This is a genomic window from Bdellovibrio bacteriovorus str. Tiberius (assembly GCF_000317895.1).
GTDB lineage: Bacteria > Bdellovibrionota > Bdellovibrionia > Bdellovibrionales > Bdellovibrionaceae > Bdellovibrio > Bdellovibrio bacteriovorus_F.
In genome coordinates, this window is sequence record NC_019567.1 from 695,632 (window position 1) to 713,996 (window position 18,365).

Sequence of the window (18,365 nt, forward strand, 5' to 3'; positions counted from 1 at the left end):
GCTTCAGTCGTGGTTTAGCCTATTTAGCGTCCTATTTTTCAGTCCCCAACTTTATGCCCAAAGCCCGCAAAGAGCTTTCATGGAGCAGTTCCAAAGCTCCCGTATCAGCTTCCCGGCAGAGGATTCTCCGCTACTGGGTGACAGCCCGGGGCGTTATCCGGAACCTCTGAATTTTATCATGACGAATGTCATCAGTTGGATTCCCACCGGTGAACCCAAGCTGATGTCGTCAAGCTGTGCGCCTGAAGTTTGGGCCGCACGCATGCAGGATTCGCGGGTTCAAAAGTCAGCCCAGTTGCAAGGGGGCCTGGTACAGAAGTATTTTCAAGACTGCCGCTCTGAACTTGAAACCGGAGACAACAGTTCGCTGATCAATCTGCGCCGGATGATGACGATGAAGTATGATCCGCAAGGACATCCTTTTCTGCGCCGGGTGGTGGTGAATCTGCCGGGCAACGTAAAGCTAAAAGGTCTGCTGGGGCTGAAAGGCGATATGAAACGCCGCCCGCTTGTGATCGTGCGCCTGGGGATTTTTTCGAATGTCGAAGACTTCAAGCCAGAGCGTGCCTGGTTGATGATGCTGTTTGAACAATCACCCTTCAATGTATTGATGCTTGAAAACATGTCGAGCCCGGACTTTGTTGCCAATAACAGCCGATTCTCATTCGGGGGTTACGATGAAGGCATTCAGAATATCCTGATTGCGCGCTTGCTGCAGGATCCAATCGAACCCCTGTCGCAGATGGTGGACAGCGTGCACGTGTTCGGCGTCAGCCTGGGCGGTCACGGTGTGCTTTATTCCTCGCTGCTTAACAAATACAATTCACCGAAGCGTGGCCCGCTGATTAACAGTTTCACAGCCCTGTGCCCGGTGGTGAATCTGCGCTCGACGATGGAATCCCTGACCCACAGTGGAGTGAAGTCCGCCTTTGTGGATTTGTGGAGCCGTCAGCGCCTGAAGGGCCTTGAACAGAAAATCCCGTCACTGGTCACCTACGACAATTTTTCTTTCCTGAGCAAAGCCATTTCCGAGATCGCGCGCACTTATCACGGCGGGCTTTCTTATGTGAATGCGGTTAAACTGCCACCGGGTCAGGAAGACAGCATTCATTTCTGGGAGCTGAATGATTTCTGGCGCTACTACAAACAAGTGGAAGAGCCGGTGATGATTTACGCCACCGAGCAGGATCCGGCCGTTCCTTATGATGTGAATGCCCAGATGCTTTTGAACAAGGAATTGAAAGTTGACAGTAAAAACATCCGCGTGGTGGAGCTGCCTCAAGGAGTGCACTGCACGCTGCCTGTTCCTTATGACTGGAGTGCTTTGACGTCGCTGTTCCAATCGTATGTTTTGTCGCATTCCCCGAACTTCAAAATGACAGAACAGAAACTGGAAATGGATCTTTCTGACGAGGAATGGACGGGGTTCTTTGATTCCGGCTCCAGCGTGAAGTTTGAAGTGGAAGAGCCGGGTAAAAAACAGGGCTTTGTGACTGTCAGTTTGGAAGTGGAAAATGCCAAGGGCAAAACCAAATCCATGAACTTGAGTCTGCCGTTGTCGCAGTTTGATTTCCGTTTCTTCAACAAGGACATGACCGGATCTGAACAAGAGATGATCGTGCGCTGGTTGAATCAGAACCTGAGAGTGCGCATCGATCAAAGCAAGGGCAAGCCCCTGCTTGTGGCCTCGTGGCCGGTGGCCCTTTAATTATTTCGACAGCTCTTCTTTGAAGTAATCCGAATGCTCGGCGAGCTTTTCCATATAGCCCTGCACATCCTCTTTTGCCTCAGCCGACAGGCGGTGGAACGGAGTGATGTGCTCGTCCGGCACATAGCGGAAGGTGAAGTTGATCCGGCGGGTTTCAAAATTTGAAATCTCGTTCAACGGGAATGAATCCCCGGACTTGCGGTCCACGCGCTGAACACGGTGGAAAAGATGTTTCTTGAATTTATCCCCGCCAAAAATCTGCAGCGAACAGTCTTCCAGCCATTGTTGAAAGACGGCATTGGATTTGGATTCCGTGCCCTGGCTTGAAACAAACTGGAAGAAAGCACGTTCCCCGAAAGAAATCGACGCCACCGGGCCCGGCTCAAAATCCTTGTGCTCGCCCACGCGGGCGCAGTCATTTTTTTTACCGTCTTCACCAATCTGATCGCCGTAATAGTTGATCAGGCAGGTGTTCAAATGCCAGCCGCGTGGAATATCCCGGGGTGCATAGGTGTCATGGACCAGGGCTTCGATCTTTTGGATCAGATATTCCAAAATCGGTGGATATCCTTCAGCAGTGACACAGCGGTTGTAGATGCCTTTTGGAGGATGATAATAGTTCAGGCAGGCAAACTGCCAGTTTCCCAGCCAGTATACAGGGCGCAGAAGAGGGCGTTGCTTTTGGTTTTCCGGCGGTGGGTTGTTTTTGGAATAACGCATTTCCCAGATCGGATAAAGCGTTTTCAGATAGGCCATAATCTCGGCCTTTTCCCTCGCCGAGATATAGTTCTGCTTATAGATCAATCCATAGGGCAGGGACTTTTCGCCGCCGTCATTGCCGCCTTTTTTCGGGCCTGTGCTCGCGGAACGCGGGGCGGGTTTGGATGGGAATCTGCCTTTGGGTTTAAACATAGGTCATGGGTTCTATCACGAGGCCCCCGGGGCCGCCAAGTGCGGGGTTTTGGGGGTGACAGGCCGGGCCTTTTTGGGCTACAAGGGAAGCTCAATTGCTCCGGGAGAATGAAAAAATGACAACACCCGTAAAGGCCTCCGTGGGTCCTCAGGAAAAAGAACTTCTTCTAAATCAGATTCCTTTCCTAAAAGGCAAAAAAATCCTCATCATCGGCGATGTGGGTCTGGACGAATATGTCATGGGCCAAGTCCGCCGTATCAGCCCCGAAGCACCGGTCCCGGTTCTGGAAGTGGAAGAAGAAGACATGCGCCTGGGGCTTGCTGCCAACGTGGCTCAAAACGTGGCAAGCCTTGGCGGGGAAGCCATGCTGGTTTCTGTTGTGGGTGATGACACTGGTGCGAACCTTCTGCGTGAGCTGTTCACGAAAAGTGGTGTCAGCTGGGACTACATGATCGTCGACAAGGCTCGTCCCACCACACGTAAAACCCGGGTGATGGCCAAACACCATCACTTGGTGCGTGTGGACTATGAACTGCGCAAATATCTTTCTGCTGAAGCCGAAGCCCGCCTGATTGAGACTGTTGAAAAGAATGTGGCTAAAGCAGACTGCGTGGTGATTGAGGATTACGCCAAGGGTGTGATTTCCCGCAACGTGGTTGAAAAGGTTTCTGCGATCTGTAAAAAGCACGGCAAAAAACTGATGGTTGATCCACATCGCAACAACCACGGTTCCTTCTATCAGGGTGTGGACCTGATCAAGCCCAATTACGATGAAGCGGTTGTATTGACGGGCATGGATTTCGATGATCTGCGTGACAACCCGAACAAGGTAGTGGATGTCGCACGCGCCTTGCAAAAACTGACCGGTGCCAAAGATGTCGTTCTGACTCGTGGTAAAGACGGCATGACCATCGTTTCTGGTGATGAGATCACCGAAGTTCCAACCTATGCCCGCAAGGTCTTTGACGTGACGGGTGCGGGTGATACGGTCATTGCGGCTCTTTCCTTGGGGCTGGTTTCGGGCTTGTCTTTGGTTCATTCCTGCATGCTGGCGAACTATGCCGCCGGTGTGGTGGTGGGTAAAGTGGGCTGCGTGCCTTGCGAAATCCCGGAACTGAAGGAATACATCCAAACTGCGCACTAACGGAGCCTGCCATGCAAAAGACTTATACTGTGAACAGCAAGCTTTTGCCGGTGGGTTTTCCTCGCGAGTTTGATGCCCATATTTACTTTGAAAGTGCCAGCCTCACCAAAGCGGAGCATCTTCGCGACGAGGCCATTCGCATGTTTGAAGGCAAAAAAGTCTTCGTCGGCGAAATGATTCCGGAAGCCATCGGGCCGCATCCGGTCCCTATGTTTGAAATCAATTTTCCCAAAGAGCATTTTACGGAAGTGGTCCTGTGGCTTATGCATGAGCGCGGGGATCTTTCGGTCCTGGTCCATGAATTGACCGGGGATGACTTGTATGACCATACCCAGGCTGCCATGTGGCTGGGTCCGGCTGTTGAGCTCAAATACGACAGATTTAAGTGATCTTCTGGTTTTTTTTGATTTTCGGACTGGTACTGGGGCCTCATGATGTTATACTGGGGCTCAGGCAGCACGGAAGTCTTTGGCTGCTCGTCTTAAAATGATACTCGATTCTGTACGCTGATACTCGATATTCGTTTCCTGGTAACTACCGATACTGAACCACAGGTGATTTCGTCCCAACAATGTTTCGCCAACAAAGGACATGCTATGAACGTTCAGATTGTATCGTTTCACTGTGTTCTTAAAAACAAGCTGGGTAAGGTCATCAGTTCGACCTACAATCGTGATGTGCTGACTTCTTTGAATGGAGCTGAAGATCAGCTTCAGGCTCTTTCGAAGGGTTTGACGAACATCCGCAAGGGTGAAAAACGACAGATCGCTGTCAGGGCCGAAGAGGCCTACGGTTACTATGACACTTCCAAGGTTTTAGAGATCTCCCGTGATTCCCTGGTGGGCGGCCGCAAGCTGCGTCTGGGGGAAAGTGTGATCTTCGCCAGAGAAGGTCATAAGGCTGAAAAATTCCGAGTCACAAAGCTGTCGCCGGATCAAATCACCCTGGATGGCAATCATCCCTTGGCCGGGCAGGATCTGATTTTCGAAATTGAAGCTTTGGAAGTTCGGGAAGCGACTCCGGAGGAAATTCGCGAATCGCTGCCGGACGAGGATGATGGCATGACTCTTCACTGATACGAAAGGGCGCTGTGCGCCCTTTCTTTATTCGCAGCCCATGGCTGGGCCCAATTCGGTCTGGTAGGGAGGGCCCATTTTCCTGACCTGCTCGCAGCTGTTGTTGACCTTGTGAGCGCAGACTTTGAAGGTGGGCACACCTTGAGAACGCAGCGTTTTCAGGATTTCAACAGCGGCAGGGACACTTCGAATGTGACTTCTTAAGAACCAGTTGGTCAGACTGAGCGAACCAATGCACAGATCCATGCTGATCTTCCAGTCGTTCATCTTTTCAATGAAGGCCGGACACTCATGATCCAAAGACTTTAGGATCAGGGCGTCGATTTCAGGTCTGGCGATCATTCTGTTGAAGCGTGATTCTGAAACTGACCCGATCATCTCGCGATCACAGCGGACAATAGCTGTCTCCATGGCTGAAACCGTAATGGGATTTTCTGGCTGAAGCAGCTGCCAAAGGGCGGTGGAGTTTCTATAGTCTTCGTCAAAGATTCCCACGATTGGCAGCAGTTCGTGCAGGACCAGCAAAGTCCTTTGTTTTTCGTTCAACTTTTTCCAGGCCGTTCGCGACATGACGATCTTTGGAGGAATGGCCAGAGGCTGGTTGACGGCGGCGACTTCGCGCCCATCCAGTGTCAGGGACTCGACGGAAGAAAACACCACTGACAGTCTTGCCTGATCCAGAACTTCACGTTTGATCGCAGCACCGTTTTCCAACGGCAGATTCAAAGGCAGCCGTTCCAGAGCCGAATCCAGGGCAATCAAAAACTCTGCAACAAAAGGGTCACCGCCGTTGGTTTCCTGACCGTCGTTCAGCGGCGAGGCCCACACCGGGGAAAGCATTCCGATCAGCAGGAAAGACAAAATCAGTTTCATAGAATCTCCTCTTTAACAGGATACAGGGCGCTGCTGAAGTTATAGACGGCATTCAGTTGATGTCTTCTTTTTTCAGCCAGGCGGTGAATGCGGTGGCGGGCTTCGCGGATGATGTCTTTAATGGCGGGAATATCGTCGGTATGAATGGCGACGGTCAGAGTGCTGTTGTCGCGTTTTTCCATGGGCACTTCTTCCAGGGCTTTTTGTGCCATCTCCAGATATTTTTTCTGCAGGCCCCGGCGCAGTTCGGTGGTGTAGGGAATGGTGACAGTGGTCAGATTTGAAGGCAGGTAGTTTCCGTTATCAGTGCTTCTGTGCAGAATTTTATGACTTTCCAGATACTCGATGGTCTTTTGGATCTGTTCTTCTGTCATGCCGAAAAGATCCGCCAGCGCCGACATGTTGCGGGTGGCATTAGGCAACTTCAGCGTTTCCAGCAGAATCGGGTGAACCCAGCTGTAGGTGGATTCAAAGAACTCTGAATTCAGCGGGTTGAACGAATTGGCGCCATTCACGACGCCCTTAAGCTGTTCAGTTTCTTCCGGCGTGAGCTTCATGCAGTCCACCCACTTTTCGACGGTTTCATCTGAAGGGATGCGCAGACCGTTTAACACTTTGGATAAAGAGCTGGGGTCCGTCTTTAGCAAGCGGGCAAAGGATCTCAGAGAGAATTTGGGATTCTTCTCCTGACGTTTTTTTAACTGTAACTGCATAAACTGTTGGACTGTCATGGAGCAATTAATTCATGACTATGATTCGCTTTAAAACAAAAAAGTGAAATGAAGCGTGGAATTGTGGCTTTAACGCGAGCCACATTGTGCGTTGCGATGCGCTTGGGGAGCGGATTTGAGGGCTGGACGAAAGGCTTCTCAGTTCGTTCTCAGCTCCGTTTTAAATGCATTTCTACAACATAATGTGGCGACGAAATAGAGCAACACTGAGAAAAACCCGAACCTTTCTATAGATTTGAATGCAGTACGTTTTACGACGGAGTCAGGGATGTTTTGGGTTGTGACTTTAACAATGTCAGTTCTGATGTTTTCTGCCAGTGGATGTTCGCTGGAGGCCAACATCAGTGACTTGAACCAGCAGGTGCTGCCGGCGCCCGCAGCTGTCCGTCACGACAAAGACTATCAAAATACAGAATTGGCCGTATCAGGCCATTATCAAGTTCAAGGTCAAATTGCAGAAACAACGGAAAGACGGAATAGCGGGAACTACGTTGTAGAAGGAGTTATCGCTTATGAATAGATCCAAAATTCTGATTTTGAATCTGTTGTTGTTTTCGTCCGTGGCTTTGGCACAAACCAATGGCAACAAAGGGATCACCTTTCAGGGGGTGATCAAGGACAACTCCAATCCCTCCAGTCCCGCGTTTCCCACTGTGACCTCCAATGTGGTGGTGCAGATCCTGGGTGTTCGCAGCGATGGCAATTCCTGCATTCTGTGGGAAGAAATGCACTCGGGTGTGCAAATTGAAAAGGGTTATCTTTATCTTGTCGTCGGGCGCGGGAGTAAAACCGCTCAGCCGACTTTAAGCTTTAAAGACGTCTTTAACGACAAGCCTAAAACCAGTCTGACGTGTTCAAATGGATTTACCGATTACACGCCGCTGGCGACTGACAGTCGCAAACTGCGCGTCGTGGTCAGCAGCCTGGGTATCACTGCTGACTTTAATATGCGGTCGGCTCCGTTGGCTGTGCATTCTGAAACTGCAGGAAGTGCGGAAGCTCTGAATGGCAAAGCCAGTGCCGACTTTATTAACGTGAATACGCCAAGCGGGTTGACTCAAGCAGCAGCAGAGTCCTGGTTTGGCAGCACCATGATGGCCGATATTCTGGCGGGGACTTACGTGGCCCCCACGGCAACCACCGCCGGCAATGTGACCGGGGTTGTGGCTGTGGGTAACGGTGGAACCGGGGCCAGCACCGCCGCGGGTGCTCGGACAAACCTGGGCCTGGGACCTTTGGCAGTGATGAATCCCACAGGGACGGCGGATGCCACCACGTATCTTCGTGGAGACGGCACTTGGGCCGGGTTGCCATCAGCGCCGACTCTGGCGGGTGACGTCAGTGGGTCCGTGGGCGCAAACACCGTTGATAAGATCAAAGGCACGGCGGTGAATACAACGGCTTTGGCTGACGGCCACTTCCTGCGCTTTGAGAGCGGAGCCTGGATCAACGGCGCCTTGGTGGCGGCGGATGTCCCGGCTTTGGATTGGGCCAAGATCACCACGGGGAAACCTACGAACTTGGCAGGGTACGGGATCACTGATGCCGTCAGTAAAAACGGCGACACCATGGCCGGCGCCTTGAACATGGGTTCTAACGACGTGACTGCAACAGGCTATGTTTTGATGAGCCCGCAGCGCGCGTTGGGTTTGGGAACATACACGAATGCGCAAGAAGCCACTTTGACAGGCGGACTTTCAGCCGCTCACAAAGGTTACACTTGGTACAACAGTGAAGCTCATCAGGTGAAATTCTGGAATGGAACGACTGTGCAGGCTTTGGGTGTTGCAGGTTCCGGGATCACCAGCATTGGTGGTCAGACGGGTGGTGCGCAAGCGTTTGCGACCGGCACCGTGGGCACGGCTCCTGCCTGGTCTTCGGGTTCTGACACTCACACTTTGAATATTCCTATGGCCGCGACGGGTTCGGTGACGGCGGGTTTACTGAGCAACGCCGACTATGCGGCTTTCGCGGCGAAGCTGGGAACAGCGACCAACTTTGGCGGCGATGTCACCGGGACTTATAACGCCATCACTCTGAATACGGTGCCGATTGCCAAAGGTGGTACGGGACAAACCACAGCGACAGCGGCCTTCGGTGCGTTGTCTCCGTTAACCACCAAAGGGGATGTGCTTGTGCATGATGGAACGGCCAACCTGCGTATGGCGGTGGGTTCCGACGGCAAGGCGTTGATCGCCGACAGCGCCGAAGCTGCCGGAGTTAAATGGGGCGACATTTTCGCCACCGATTTGCTTTCTATGGTGACCACGGGAATCGTTCAGCGTAATGGGGCGGGATCTTATTCTGCGGTGACGGTGAATGGGCCGTTGACTTATTCCTCCGGAGCTTTGGGTGTGAACGTCGGCACGGGCGCTGGCAGCGTGGCTGCGGGGGATGATGCCCGCATCACAGGTGCTTTGCAGCGCAGTGGTGGCACCATGACTGGCGTCCTGGGTTTGGGAACTTACTCCAATGCGCAGGAAGCCACTTTGGTGGGGACTTTGAATGCGACCCACAAAGGTTATGCCTGGTTTAACAGTGACGCCAATCAAGTGAAAATCTGGAATGGGTCAGCGGCCCAAGCGCTGGGCATTGCCGGTTCCGGTATCACTTCCTTTGGCGGGCAATCGGGGAATTCGCAGTCCTTGGCCATTGGTGCGACCGGCACCTCGCCAGCGTGGAGTTCGGCTTCAGACACGCACACCTTGAATATCCCGATGGCTTCTGCCGCGAGTGTGACCGCGGGTCTTTTAAGCAAAACAGACTACGATGCCTTTGCAGCAAAGCAGGCCGCAGGAAATTACGTGACCGCGTTGACCGGGGATGTGACGGCGGCGGGACCTGGTTCTGCGGCGGCAACAATCGCCGCAGACGCGGTGACTTCGGCGAAGATCGCCAATGGCACTATAGTTGGTGCGGATATGGACTTTACCGGAGTCAACACGGCGACGACTTCGTTTGCAATGAAAGACGGCACCGGCAAGTTCTTTAATTTCGCGTGCGCGACGACTGGCCACGTTCCAACGTGGACCGTGGCGGGCTTTGTCTGTCAGGCGGCGGCTTCGGGGGACTTTAAAGCAGATGGCACGGTGAACATGACGGGGCCGTTAAAGGCCGTGGTCGGCTCGGCGGCAGCTCCAGGCTACACTTTTGTTGGAGACACCAACACGGGCATGTTCGGTGCGGCGGCGGATGCTCTAGGATTTTCCACTGCCGGTGTTGAGAGGATGAGGCTTGATGGCTCCGGGATGACGGTGCAGGGGCCCAGTTCGTTTCTTGTTGTTAAAGATACAGTTTCGGGTGGGGACACTGAAAGCGGTCTTTTCATTGAGGGTGATGGGGCCACTGGAGGACTGACAGCTTTGTCTGATGGGTATAGCAATCATCCGGCATGGGCCGATTCATTGATGCTGTATTCTGATACAGTCAATTCTGGTGGTTTAAGACTTCATGCTAACGCCGGAAATATCACCTTAAGTAATGGCTGGTCGCCCAATGTAGACCGGATGGTGCTTTTGCCTTCTGGAAATGTCGGTATCGGCACCTTAACTCCGGGTTCTGCCTTGGAAGTGAAAGGTGAGATCAGAACATCAGGAACAACCTCCGGCTATACGGGCTTTAGAGCTCCCGCATCCGGAAATAATATCACTTATACTCTTCCCAGCGCTGACGGCACCAATAACCAGGTTTTGACCACCAATGGTTCCGGCACGCTGTCGTGGACCAGCCCCGCAGCTGGCGGAATCACGTCCCTGGGCGGATTGACAGCAGGGACACAGACTTTTGCGATCGGCACCAGTGGAAATGCGCCGGCATTTAGTTCAGCGACCAGCACACACACATTGAATATTCCAATGGCTTCTACGGCATCGGTGACCGCGGGGCTTATTTCCAAAACAGATTATGACTCTTTCGCTGCAAAGCAGGCTGCAGGAAATTATGTGACAGCCCTGACCGGTGACGTCACGGCCACAGGTCCCGGGTCAGTAGCAGCGACAATTGCGGCAAATGCGGTGACGTCGGCCAAGATTGCCAATGGCACGATTGTCGGCGCGGATCTGGATTTCACGGGAGTGAACACCGCAACGACTTCGTTTGCCATGAAAGACAGCACTGGCAAGTTCTACAACTTCGCCTGTGCGACCACGAGCCATGTTCCGACTTGGACAGCAACTGGCTTTGTCTGCCAGGCGCCTGGGGCGAATATCACTTCAGGAAATGTGACGACGGCCTTGGGGTACACTCCGGTGAATGACGCTGGAGACACTATGACCGGGGATTTGACCTTTGATGCGACCAAAGGGATTTACTTCAAAGACTCATCGGGGCCAGAGAAAGTATATTTAAAAGCACCGACGGCTTTGGCCGCCAGTTACAATCTGACCTGGCCAGCGGCGGTGCCGACAGCGGGGCAATCCCTGCAGTCCGATGCTTCGGGGAATTTAAGCTGGTACACGCCCAGTGCTGGTGCGGGCGATTTCAAAGCTGACGGTACAGTGAATATGACCGGCACCTTGAAAGCGGTTGCGGGAACCGCCGCGGCTCCGGGTTACGCTCTGGTTGGTGACACCAACACCGGTATGTTCGGTGCGGCGGCCGACACGCTTGGTTTAGCTACGGCGGGTGTTGAAAGAATGAGGCTCGGTGCTACTGGGATGACCGTTTCGGGGACTTCCGATGACAACGTAAGCCTGAGTGTTGAAAGCCCGGATAACTTTTCCGGATATTCCACCAAGATGCAGATCACAGACTATGGTGGCGCGGGGGCCGTGGGGCTGTGGATTCAAAATGCGGGTGGCACCAAAGCTTCTCCGACAGCAACAACGGCAGGAACGATCATCGGAAGACTTTGGTATTCGGGATATGCTACTGGCTTCCGGCCGGCGGCGGGTATCAACGTCACTGCCCATCAGAATTTCACAGCAACCAATACGCCGACGAACATGCTTTTCTATACGGGCCCGGTGGGAAGTTCCACGGCCTTGGAGCGCATGAGAATTGACTACGCTGGTAACGTCGGTATCGGCACGGTAGCTCCGGGCTCCGCGTTGGATGTGAAAGGCGAAATCAGAACATCAGGAGCAACTTCTGGTTATTCAGGATTCAGGGCACCGGCTTCCGGGAACAACATCACTTACACTTTGCCCGGAGCAGATGGCAGTGCCAATCAGGTTCTGACGACGAATGGATCAGGCACACTTTCGTGGACGACTCCCGCGGCAGGAGGCATCACTTCACTGGGTGGTTTGACTGCGGCAACGCAGACATTTGCAATTGGTACTGCGGGAACAGCCCCGGCCTTCAGTTCGGCCACCAGCACGCATACTTTGAATATTCCGATGGCGTCGACAGCCACCGTGACAGCGGGTCTGATCAGTAAAACGGACTATGACAACTTCAATGGCAAGTTTGCTGCCACTGTAACCTCGCCCTTGGCAGGTCAACATATTCGTTACAATGGCTCAACCTGGGTGAACGCACTGGTGGCTTTGTCGTCAGATGTGACGGGGACTTTGTCCATTGCCAACGGCGGTACCGGCGCTACCAGCGCGGGATCGGCCCGGACAAGTTTGGGCATCGGATCTGCCGGTACAAGAGACACGGGGGCAGTTTCTGGAAATGTGCCGCTGGTGGGGGTCTCAGGGATCACGGCGAACAAGATGTGTACTTCGGATGGGACCAGTTCGATCATTTGTAACACGAACATTCCCACCAGCCAGTGGGGAGTCTCGGGTTCCGACATCTACTATAACGCGGGCAAGGTGGCCATCGGCACCACAGTTGCGGATCGCAATTTGACCGTAACGAACAACTCTTCGGGGCAGGGGCCGATCAGCGTTCAGAACAATAGCGGCAGCGGAGTAAGCTCAGTCGAGTTCTTTAATAGCAGTGGTGGGCCGGAAGGTTTCGTGGGCTGGGGGAACAGCAGTGCCAGCGGTGTTTCCAATACTGTTGTTCTTGGATCTAATGGAGTAAGACAAGTGGCTTTGTTTACCAATAACACCAAAGTTCTTACGGCTTATTCTTCGGGGAATGTCGGAATTGGCGTGGCTGGTGATCCGGACGTAAAACTGAAGGTCAATGGAACGATCGCTTCGGCTCAGGTGAATGACTTAAGCCCGATGAGCTTCGATCTTTCACTCGGAAATTTCCAGCACACTTCGACGGGCTGTTCTGGAACTTCGTGGGATCTGGTGAACATGGCGGAAGGTGCGACGTACACCATCGCCGTACAAAATAACACACACACGGGTGCCTGCAGTTTCACGAATTCAGGTTCGACGTTCCGTTACCAGCCCGCCAATGCCACACCGGGTGTGGGGCATGTGATCTATTCCTTTATGAAGGTGGGAACAGTTGTCTATGTTTCGTGGGTTGAAGGCTTTAACTAAGTGGCAGGATCCGGGGGGAGAATGCTAAAAAAAGTTACGACATTCGCAGCTCTTGTTTCTTCGTTGCTGCTGTCAATGAACGCTCTCGGATTCGGTGGTGGTTTCTGGCAGAAAAGACATGTGGGGTTGCAGCTCCTGGCTGGTCAGTTCGATGCCTCGGCGATGATCAATGGACCGCTGAGTATCGCTCGATTCAGGGAGCCTCGTGATGCGGTTGTCAATGCGGCTGGAGATATCTTTATCGTGGACAGCAACGCCTCTGTCATTCGCAAGATTTCCAATGGCGTTGTTTCAACCTTTGCCGGGAAATTTGGTGTTTTCGACCATGCGGATGGAACGGGTGACAGTGCCCGGTTTGACTACCCGACAGGGATCACCATCGATGGCAGTGGAAATCTTTTTGTTACGGAAGGAAACAACCACACCATTCGCAAAATCACTCCGGCAGCTGTCGTGACGACGGTGGCGGGGTCACCCGGGAACGCCGGCACGGCTGATGGAACCGGATCTGCGGCAAGATTCAACAATCCCGAAGACATCACCTTGGCTGCAGATGGCAACTTTTATATCACTGATAAAAATAACAACATGATCCGCAAAATGACGCCAGCCGGGGTTGTGACGACTTTTGCCGGTGACGGCACCTATGGTTGTACTGACGGAACGGGTGCTGCCGCACATTTTAATTACCCCACCGGTATTGTGGGAGACTCGGCGGGGAATCTTTTTGTAGTGTGTTCAAGCTGCAGTACGATTCGTAAAATCACACCGGCCGGGGTCGTGACGACCTTTGCGGGACTGGCCAATGCCACAGGTGCTCTTGACGGGACTGGCACCGCCGCTCGATTTAGTTGGCCCATCGGAATCACCATCGACAGCTCTGACAATCTGTATGTGGCAGACTACGGTAATTCTGCTATTAGAAAAGTGACCTCCTCGGCCGTGGTCAGCAACTTTGCAGGATCCTATGGTGATTATGGTGCGGTGGATGGCACAGGGACCGCGGCGCGATTTGCCGGGCCGGCGGGCATAGGTATTGATGCCTCCGGGGATTTGTTTGTCACCGATTCTGACAATGCGTCGATTCGCAAGATCACACCTGCGCGAGTTGTAACCCTGGTGGCAGGATCGTTGGCTGGGGACAGTGATGGGTCGGCGGATGGGACGGGGACTGCGGCTTCCTTCTTTAGCCCCGAAGGAGTTGCGGCCGATCCAGCCGGTAATCTCTATGTTGCTGATACAATGAATAGAACGATTCGAAAAATCACACCCTCTGGGAATGTAACTACGATAGCCGGAAGTCCTGGTCAGATTGGGTCTGCGGATGGAACCGGGGCGGCGGCCCGCTTCTCGTACCCCACGAAGCTGACGGTGGCGGAGGACGGCAATATCTACATAGCCGATGAGTATCGAATCAGAAAGCTCACCCCGGGTGGCGTGGTGACATCGTTGGCGGGGGACTACGACAACTCCGGTTCCGCCGATGGGACGGGGACATCGGCTCGTTTTGGCGGAGTCGCCGGCATCGCCAGCGATGGGGCTGGAAGTCTTTATGTTTCTGATTCCGGAAATTACACAGTCAGAAAAGTGACCTTGGCTGGTGTCGTGACAACTTTGGCAGGGCAAGTGGGCATTCAGGGAAGTGATGATGGAACCGGAACTGGCGCGACCTTTTCCCGCGTGGCGGGCATCACCGTCACTCCGTCGGGGAATATTTTTGTGGCGGACACTGACAATAACGTCATTCGTAAAATCACCGTCGCCGGAGTCGTGACCACTTTCGCCGGGGCTGCCGGTCAGGGCGGAAATGATGACGGCATGGGAAGCAATGCCCGCTTTTCTCAACCGCATTTTGTCGCGACGGATTCTTCAGGGAATCTCTATGTTGCCGAGTGGGGAGAAGCCACAATTCGCAAGATCACCCCAAGTGCCGTCGTCACCACGATTGCCGGGGTGCTTAGTACAAGTCCCGGTTATACGGGGTCCCTTTCAAATGGAGTTAAGCAGTCTGAGATTGGCAGCGCTTTCAGTATTTGTGTGTCGGGGCGAAAAATTATTTTTGTTGGCGAGAATATCGTGAAATGGGTCCCGCGTCCTTAGTGGACTATCTGTATTTTTTAAAAATCTTCTCCATCGTGCCGTTAGCCTTCATCTGGGCAATGGCACGATTCAGTTCAGAAATCTTCAGAGGAGAATCGCGGCGCAGCCAGCAGCGCACAGGGATTTCCTCGATGACAAGTCCACGTCTTTGGATCTTTGAACTTTTGTGGCGCTTAAGATAATAAGCCAAATGTATTTCTTCAACCACCGCATAGTTAAAGCGCGAAGCATCCAGCTTTTGCAGATTGGCATCTTCATTAGGGGAATCATCCCGTAAGAGTGTCCCTGCACTGAAACTGTCTTGCAGGGCTGGATATCGGTACTTCAGGACAGTGCCGATCCGCTGTTTTTTCAGTTGATCCAAAGATTTTACGCCAGCGGTGTTAGAAACAATCAAATTCTTTGAAGTGAAAAGAGGCTCAGACCAAAAAACGTCAGCCTCGCGGACCTGGGCCCATTCGCGGGATGTATAGCAGTTCAGATCAATCTTGTTCTTTTGCGAATTTTCCCTGATGCGAAACTTTGGCAGCACAAGAATATCAATTTTGCGGCCCAGTTCGTTCGCGAGGGCGCGCACATAATCAGCGGTGATCCCCTTTGGAGATGCCCCGGAATCCGCAAAATACCACGGGGCCGACATGTTTTCGCCTATCACAGTTGTTAAAGGCGACGAGGCCAGTGTCGGCAGACCAAAGAGAGAGACTGAAATAAGAAGAAGTGTGTTCCGGAATTGCACTCCCTATCTTAGTCACTAAAATAAGGAACTTCAACTATTGCGCGGAATCCTTTCCGAGCTGAAATGGAAGAGATAAGGGTTCGGATCGCGCCGATATTCCGTCCTTTGGATCCCAGAATTTGTCCAATGCATTCTTTTTTGCAGCCCACATGATAAACGGTGGTGCGTTCACCGATTTCGACATTGATGGACAGGCTTGAACTGTCACTGACCAGCTCTGTCAGCAACCCCAAAATCAGTTTGCGCCCGTTTTCCCGTTCCTCGTTCAGCTTGATTGGGCAGAGGGGCGTGTCCGCTGTGGATTCAGACGACGAGGCAGATCTTGTAATTACCTTAGGCAAACTCATAGGACTCCCGCAATAACAGTTGCTTCATTCAGATTATGCGGGTTTGCGGAAGCAGTGATAATTGAAACTGCCAAAACGGGACCATCGCAGGCCACAAACTGAGGCTTTTGAATTAGCCCCGACGTGATTGCTAAGGATTTTTCTCAATTGCTGAAAGCGCCGTCCAGATCAGCATCCCACCGCCAGAGAAGCTGACCAGATCCTTCGCTGAGTGCGGCAGCACGCGCACTTCCGGTTTTTGATTGCGGGGATTGTTGCGAATTTCAAGACGGGCGCGGGAATAACGTCCTGGATTTTCGGGATCGATGAACAATATTTCCTGAGACGCCGAGTCTGCGGCGACTTTCAGGACAAAGTGGAATCCGCGGATTTCGTTTTCATCCAAGATAGGAATTCCCATATCACGACCGCCATCTCGATCACCGCCAATGCGCGGGCTGCGGCCGCGTCCTATCGGTGGTTGCGCCGGGCGTGGACGGGAGTCATAGCGCAGCAGCAGAATCTGTGGTTCAGAAGACAGCAGATCAGAAACTGTCAGTTCAGTTGCGCCAAAGTGACGGCCTTTTCCACCGTAGTGGTTATTTCGTCCCGTCAGTTGATCCAGATTCTTCAAGTACTGCACCAGCTGTGGTTCGATCAGTCCCTGATTCACATCTGTGCCCTGGGCAAGACTCACACTTGCGGCCTGGGCCAGCAGGTCAACCTGCTGGGATTTGGACAGGGACTTGTTTTCAAGCTGCAACCAGTTGATCGCACTTGCGGGACCACACAAGGAACTGGGGCGGGAGTGAGGAATCACCCCGCGCAAGTAAAGTTCATCGTCGTTTTGATTCAGCATCAAAGAGGCCAGCTGGCTTTCATGCGGAAGCTCAAGCCCTGCAAAGGCCGGATTGAAGCTGAGAAGTAAAACGAAAAGAATACTTATACGCATTTGGACCTCTTAAACAGCCACGCATAACTGTTTACCATCATAAAGGAACCCACCAGGAACAACGAGCCCGCCAGAATCGCATTTTGAATCCCGATCAAGTCTGTCAGTTTGCCAATCGCAACGTGCATTACAATCAGCATCAGAGAGTCTGTCGTCATCATATAAGTGACGGCCGTATCCAGGTCTTCGGGGAACTCAGAGGAAATCCACGAAATAGCCAAAGGGTAAAACGGGGCTATTGCCAAACCGGTACCCGCCAGGAACAGAGGGTGCACGTAAATGCCTGCCAGCAAGACAATCAAACTTGCCACCAAAGAAGCCGACAGAAGAAACTTTGCACTTTGTTTGAAATGAATGACAGCAAACGCCAATCGACCCAGCATCATGCAAACAAAGAAGTAGGTCACATAAATGCTGGAGGACTCCATTGAAAAGTTCCAGGTTCTTTGCATGTAAAGCGCTAGGCGGGAAGACACCATGATTTCGGCGGCGACAGCAAAGCTCAGCATGATCGCCAGGAACAACTGTGGCTTCAGGTTCTTCTTTTTATTGGCGCGGTGTTGATCATCCGTAACGGTCGAACGGGTGTGCAGCGACTTGTGGCTGGGATGAAGAGTGTAAATGAAAAGACTCAACGGCCCCACGGTGGCAATGGCGAACGTCCAGCGCCAGCTGCCAGTCAGATACTCGACGGAGGCGGCAAGAAGTGGCGCCAGCAAACTGGCCAGGCCATACATGGTGTGCAGTCCGGCCAGCATTTGTTGTTTGCGCTCGGGGCTTGAACCCATGGGGACCAGCACGTTGGGTACCAAGCCCAGAATACCCATGCTGAAGCCAAAGCCAAAACTGAAGATCAAGAACATCGGGAAGACCGGGGACACCGCAAGCCCCAGCAAAGAGACAATCAGTCCCACCGTCCCGGCCTGCAAAACAGTCAGGCGGTCATAGCGGCGCAAAAGATAGCGGCAGGCATAACTGGAAATCAGACCTGAGATATTGGAAAAGGCAAACATCAGCGAACCCGTGCCGTCGCTGACTCCAAATTGGCGCAGAATTTCGGGAAAGAGCGGCCCACGAATGTTGTCGGTCAGGCCGAAAACAAACAAACTTGCATAAGACAGGAAAATAAAGGGCCAAATCATGCGCCCACTATAAGGGCGCCGTAGGAAAAAAAGAAGGAGGGACTGGGGAGGCTGGATTCTTTCCAAGGCCCTGTGTCTGGAAAACCCGGTTTAAACACAGACGAGGGTGGTCACTGACTGGGCAGAGAGTGTAAGAATTCCTGAAAAAGACTCTGAAGCCCCCTTAATGGGCCCCCAATTATATGAAATCCCTAGGAAAAGGGGGGTGCTTGTGCTACAAACGCCGCACACATAATCCTTTAACCAACGGGATCAGCCTTAGTGAAGGTAAG

Annotated in this window: 14 protein-coding genes; 7 read left to right on the forward strand and 7 right to left on the reverse strand. The window is 52.8% G+C overall.

The window, feature by feature from the left end; all coding sequences use genetic code 11:
• Nucleotides 1-79: 79 nt before the first annotated feature.
• A complete protein-coding gene (locus BDT_RS03420) occupies nt 80-1,708 on the forward strand; it encodes a hypothetical protein (RefSeq protein WP_015089867.1) in 1,629 nt (542 codons plus the stop codon).
• On the opposite strand, the gene BDT_RS03425 is transcribed toward BDT_RS03420, so the two are convergent.
• Entirely contained in the window at nt 1,709-2,620 is a 912-nt protein-coding gene (locus tag BDT_RS03425; protein ID WP_015089868.1) for an alpha-ketoglutarate-dependent dioxygenase AlkB, read from the reverse strand. It abuts the gene before it with no gap.
• A gap of 116 nt (nt 2,621-2,736) precedes the next feature.
• Between BDT_RS03425 and rfaE1 the strand changes: the two genes are divergently transcribed.
• The 3 genes from rfaE1 to BDT_RS03440 all read left to right on the forward strand — a co-directional run bounded on the left by rfaE1 (nt 2,737) and on the right by BDT_RS03440 (nt 4,841).
• Nucleotides 2,737-3,765, forward strand: coding sequence for a D-glycero-beta-D-manno-heptose-7-phosphate kinase (gene rfaE1, locus BDT_RS03430; RefSeq protein WP_015089869.1), 1,029 nt, complete (start codon nt 2,737-2,739; stop codon nt 3,763-3,765).
• Nucleotides 3,766-3,776: 11 nt separating this feature from the next.
• Nucleotides 3,777-4,154, forward strand: coding sequence for a DOPA 4,5-dioxygenase family protein (locus BDT_RS03435; RefSeq protein ID WP_015089870.1), 378 nt, complete (start codon nt 3,777-3,779; stop codon nt 4,152-4,154).
• Nucleotides 4,155-4,361: 207 nt separating this feature from the next.
• Entirely contained in the window at nt 4,362-4,841 is a 480-nt protein-coding gene (locus tag BDT_RS03440; protein ID WP_015089871.1) for an FKBP-type peptidyl-prolyl cis-trans isomerase, read from the forward strand.
• A gap of 27 nt (nt 4,842-4,868) precedes the next feature.
• On the opposite strand, the gene BDT_RS03445 is transcribed toward BDT_RS03440, so the two are convergent.
• Nucleotides 4,869-5,714 carry a hypothetical protein gene (locus tag BDT_RS03445; protein ID WP_015089872.1) on the reverse strand — a complete coding sequence of 282 codons (846 nt, stop codon included), beginning with the start codon at nt 5,712-5,714 and terminating at the stop codon, nt 4,869-4,871.
• A complete protein-coding gene (locus BDT_RS03450; RefSeq protein ID WP_015089873.1) occupies nt 5,711-6,427 on the reverse strand; it encodes a TIGR02147 family protein in 717 nt (238 codons plus the stop codon). The genes BDT_RS03445 and BDT_RS03450 overlap by 4 nt, the downstream gene beginning before the upstream one ends.
• Nucleotides 6,428-6,713: 286 nt before the next feature.
• Here BDT_RS03450 and BDT_RS03455 point away from each other — a divergent pair, with 286 nt between their 5' ends.
• The 3 genes from BDT_RS03455 to BDT_RS03465 are packed head-to-tail and all read left to right on the forward strand — an operon-like array spanning nt 6,714 to nt 14,937.
• Complete coding sequence (locus tag BDT_RS03455; protein ID WP_011163285.1) at nt 6,714-6,965, forward strand: hypothetical protein; 252 nt, start codon at nt 6,714-6,716, stop codon at nt 6,963-6,965.
• Nucleotides 6,958-12,837 carry a beta strand repeat-containing protein gene (locus tag BDT_RS03460; RefSeq protein ID WP_015089875.1) on the forward strand — a complete coding sequence of 1,960 codons (5,880 nt, stop codon included), beginning with the start codon at nt 6,958-6,960 and terminating at the stop codon, nt 12,835-12,837. The genes BDT_RS03455 and BDT_RS03460 overlap by 8 nt, the downstream gene beginning before the upstream one ends.
• A 21-nt stretch (nt 12,838-12,858) precedes the next feature.
• Entirely contained in the window at nt 12,859-14,937 is a 2,079-nt protein-coding gene (locus tag BDT_RS03465) for an NHL repeat-containing protein (RefSeq protein ID WP_015089876.1), read from the forward strand.
• Nucleotides 14,938-14,941: 4 nt separating this feature from the next.
• Here the strand turns inward: BDT_RS03465 and BDT_RS03470 are convergent, their stop codons facing one another.
• The 4 genes from BDT_RS03470 to BDT_RS03485 form a co-directional block, all read right to left on the reverse strand.
• Nucleotides 14,942-15,577 (reverse strand): substrate-binding periplasmic protein, encoded by a 636-nt coding sequence (locus BDT_RS03470; protein WP_015089877.1) that lies wholly within the window; start codon nt 15,575-15,577, stop codon nt 14,942-14,944.
• Nucleotides 15,578-15,681: 104 nt separating this feature from the next.
• Nucleotides 15,682-16,020 carry a KH domain-containing protein gene (locus BDT_RS19160; RefSeq protein WP_051026259.1) on the reverse strand — a complete coding sequence of 113 codons (339 nt, stop codon included), beginning with the start codon at nt 16,018-16,020 and terminating at the stop codon, nt 15,682-15,684.
• A gap of 130 nt (nt 16,021-16,150) precedes the next feature.
• Nucleotides 16,151-16,951: a hypothetical protein gene (locus tag BDT_RS03480; protein WP_015089879.1), complete on the reverse strand. Its 801-nt coding sequence runs from the start codon at nt 16,949-16,951 to the stop codon at nt 16,151-16,153.
• The gene (locus BDT_RS03485) at nt 16,942-18,093 is read right to left on the reverse strand and encodes an MFS transporter (RefSeq protein WP_015089880.1); all 1,152 of its coding nucleotides are present in this window, start codon (nt 18,091-18,093) and stop codon (nt 16,942-16,944) included. Before BDT_RS03485 ends, BDT_RS03480 begins: the two co-directional genes overlap by 10 nt.
• Nucleotides 18,094-18,365: the final 272 nt, after the last annotated feature.

Excerpts from the sequence above, each read along its gene's own strand:
- BDT_RS03420 (WP_015089867.1), top strand. The coding sequence starts at position 80 with ATGGAGCAGTTCCAAAGCTCCCGTATCAGCTTCCCGGCAGAGGATTCT.
- BDT_RS03425 (WP_015089868.1), bottom strand. The coding sequence starts at position 2,620 with ATGTTTAAACCCAAAGGCAGATTCCCATCCAAACCCGCCCCGCGTTCC.
- rfaE1 (WP_015089869.1), top strand. The coding sequence starts at position 2,737 with ATGACAACACCCGTAAAGGCCTCCGTGGGTCCTCAGGAAAAAGAACTT.
- BDT_RS03435 (WP_015089870.1), top strand. The coding sequence starts at position 3,777 with ATGCAAAAGACTTATACTGTGAACAGCAAGCTTTTGCCGGTGGGTTTT.
- BDT_RS03440 (WP_015089871.1), top strand. The coding sequence starts at position 4,362 with ATGAACGTTCAGATTGTATCGTTTCACTGTGTTCTTAAAAACAAGCTG.
- BDT_RS03445 (WP_015089872.1), bottom strand. The coding sequence starts at position 5,714 with ATGAAACTGATTTTGTCTTTCCTGCTGATCGGAATGCTTTCCCCGGTG.
- BDT_RS03450 (WP_015089873.1), bottom strand. The coding sequence starts at position 6,427 with ATGCAGTTACAGTTAAAAAAACGTCAGGAGAAGAATCCCAAATTCTCT.
- BDT_RS03455 (WP_011163285.1), top strand. The coding sequence starts at position 6,714 with ATGTTTTGGGTTGTGACTTTAACAATGTCAGTTCTGATGTTTTCTGCC.
- BDT_RS03460 (WP_015089875.1), top strand. The coding sequence starts at position 6,958 with ATGAATAGATCCAAAATTCTGATTTTGAATCTGTTGTTGTTTTCGTCC.
- BDT_RS03465 (WP_015089876.1), top strand. The coding sequence starts at position 12,859 with ATGCTAAAAAAAGTTACGACATTCGCAGCTCTTGTTTCTTCGTTGCTG.
- BDT_RS03470 (WP_015089877.1), bottom strand. The coding sequence starts at position 15,577 with ATGTCGGCCCCGTGGTATTTTGCGGATTCCGGGGCATCTCCAAAGGGG.
- BDT_RS19160 (WP_051026259.1), bottom strand. The coding sequence starts at position 16,020 with ATGAGTTTGCCTAAGGTAATTACAAGATCTGCCTCGTCGTCTGAATCC.
- BDT_RS03480 (WP_015089879.1), bottom strand. The coding sequence starts at position 16,951 with ATGCGTATAAGTATTCTTTTCGTTTTACTTCTCAGCTTCAATCCGGCC.
- BDT_RS03485 (WP_015089880.1), bottom strand. The coding sequence starts at position 18,093 with ATGATTTGGCCCTTTATTTTCCTGTCTTATGCAAGTTTGTTTGTTTTC.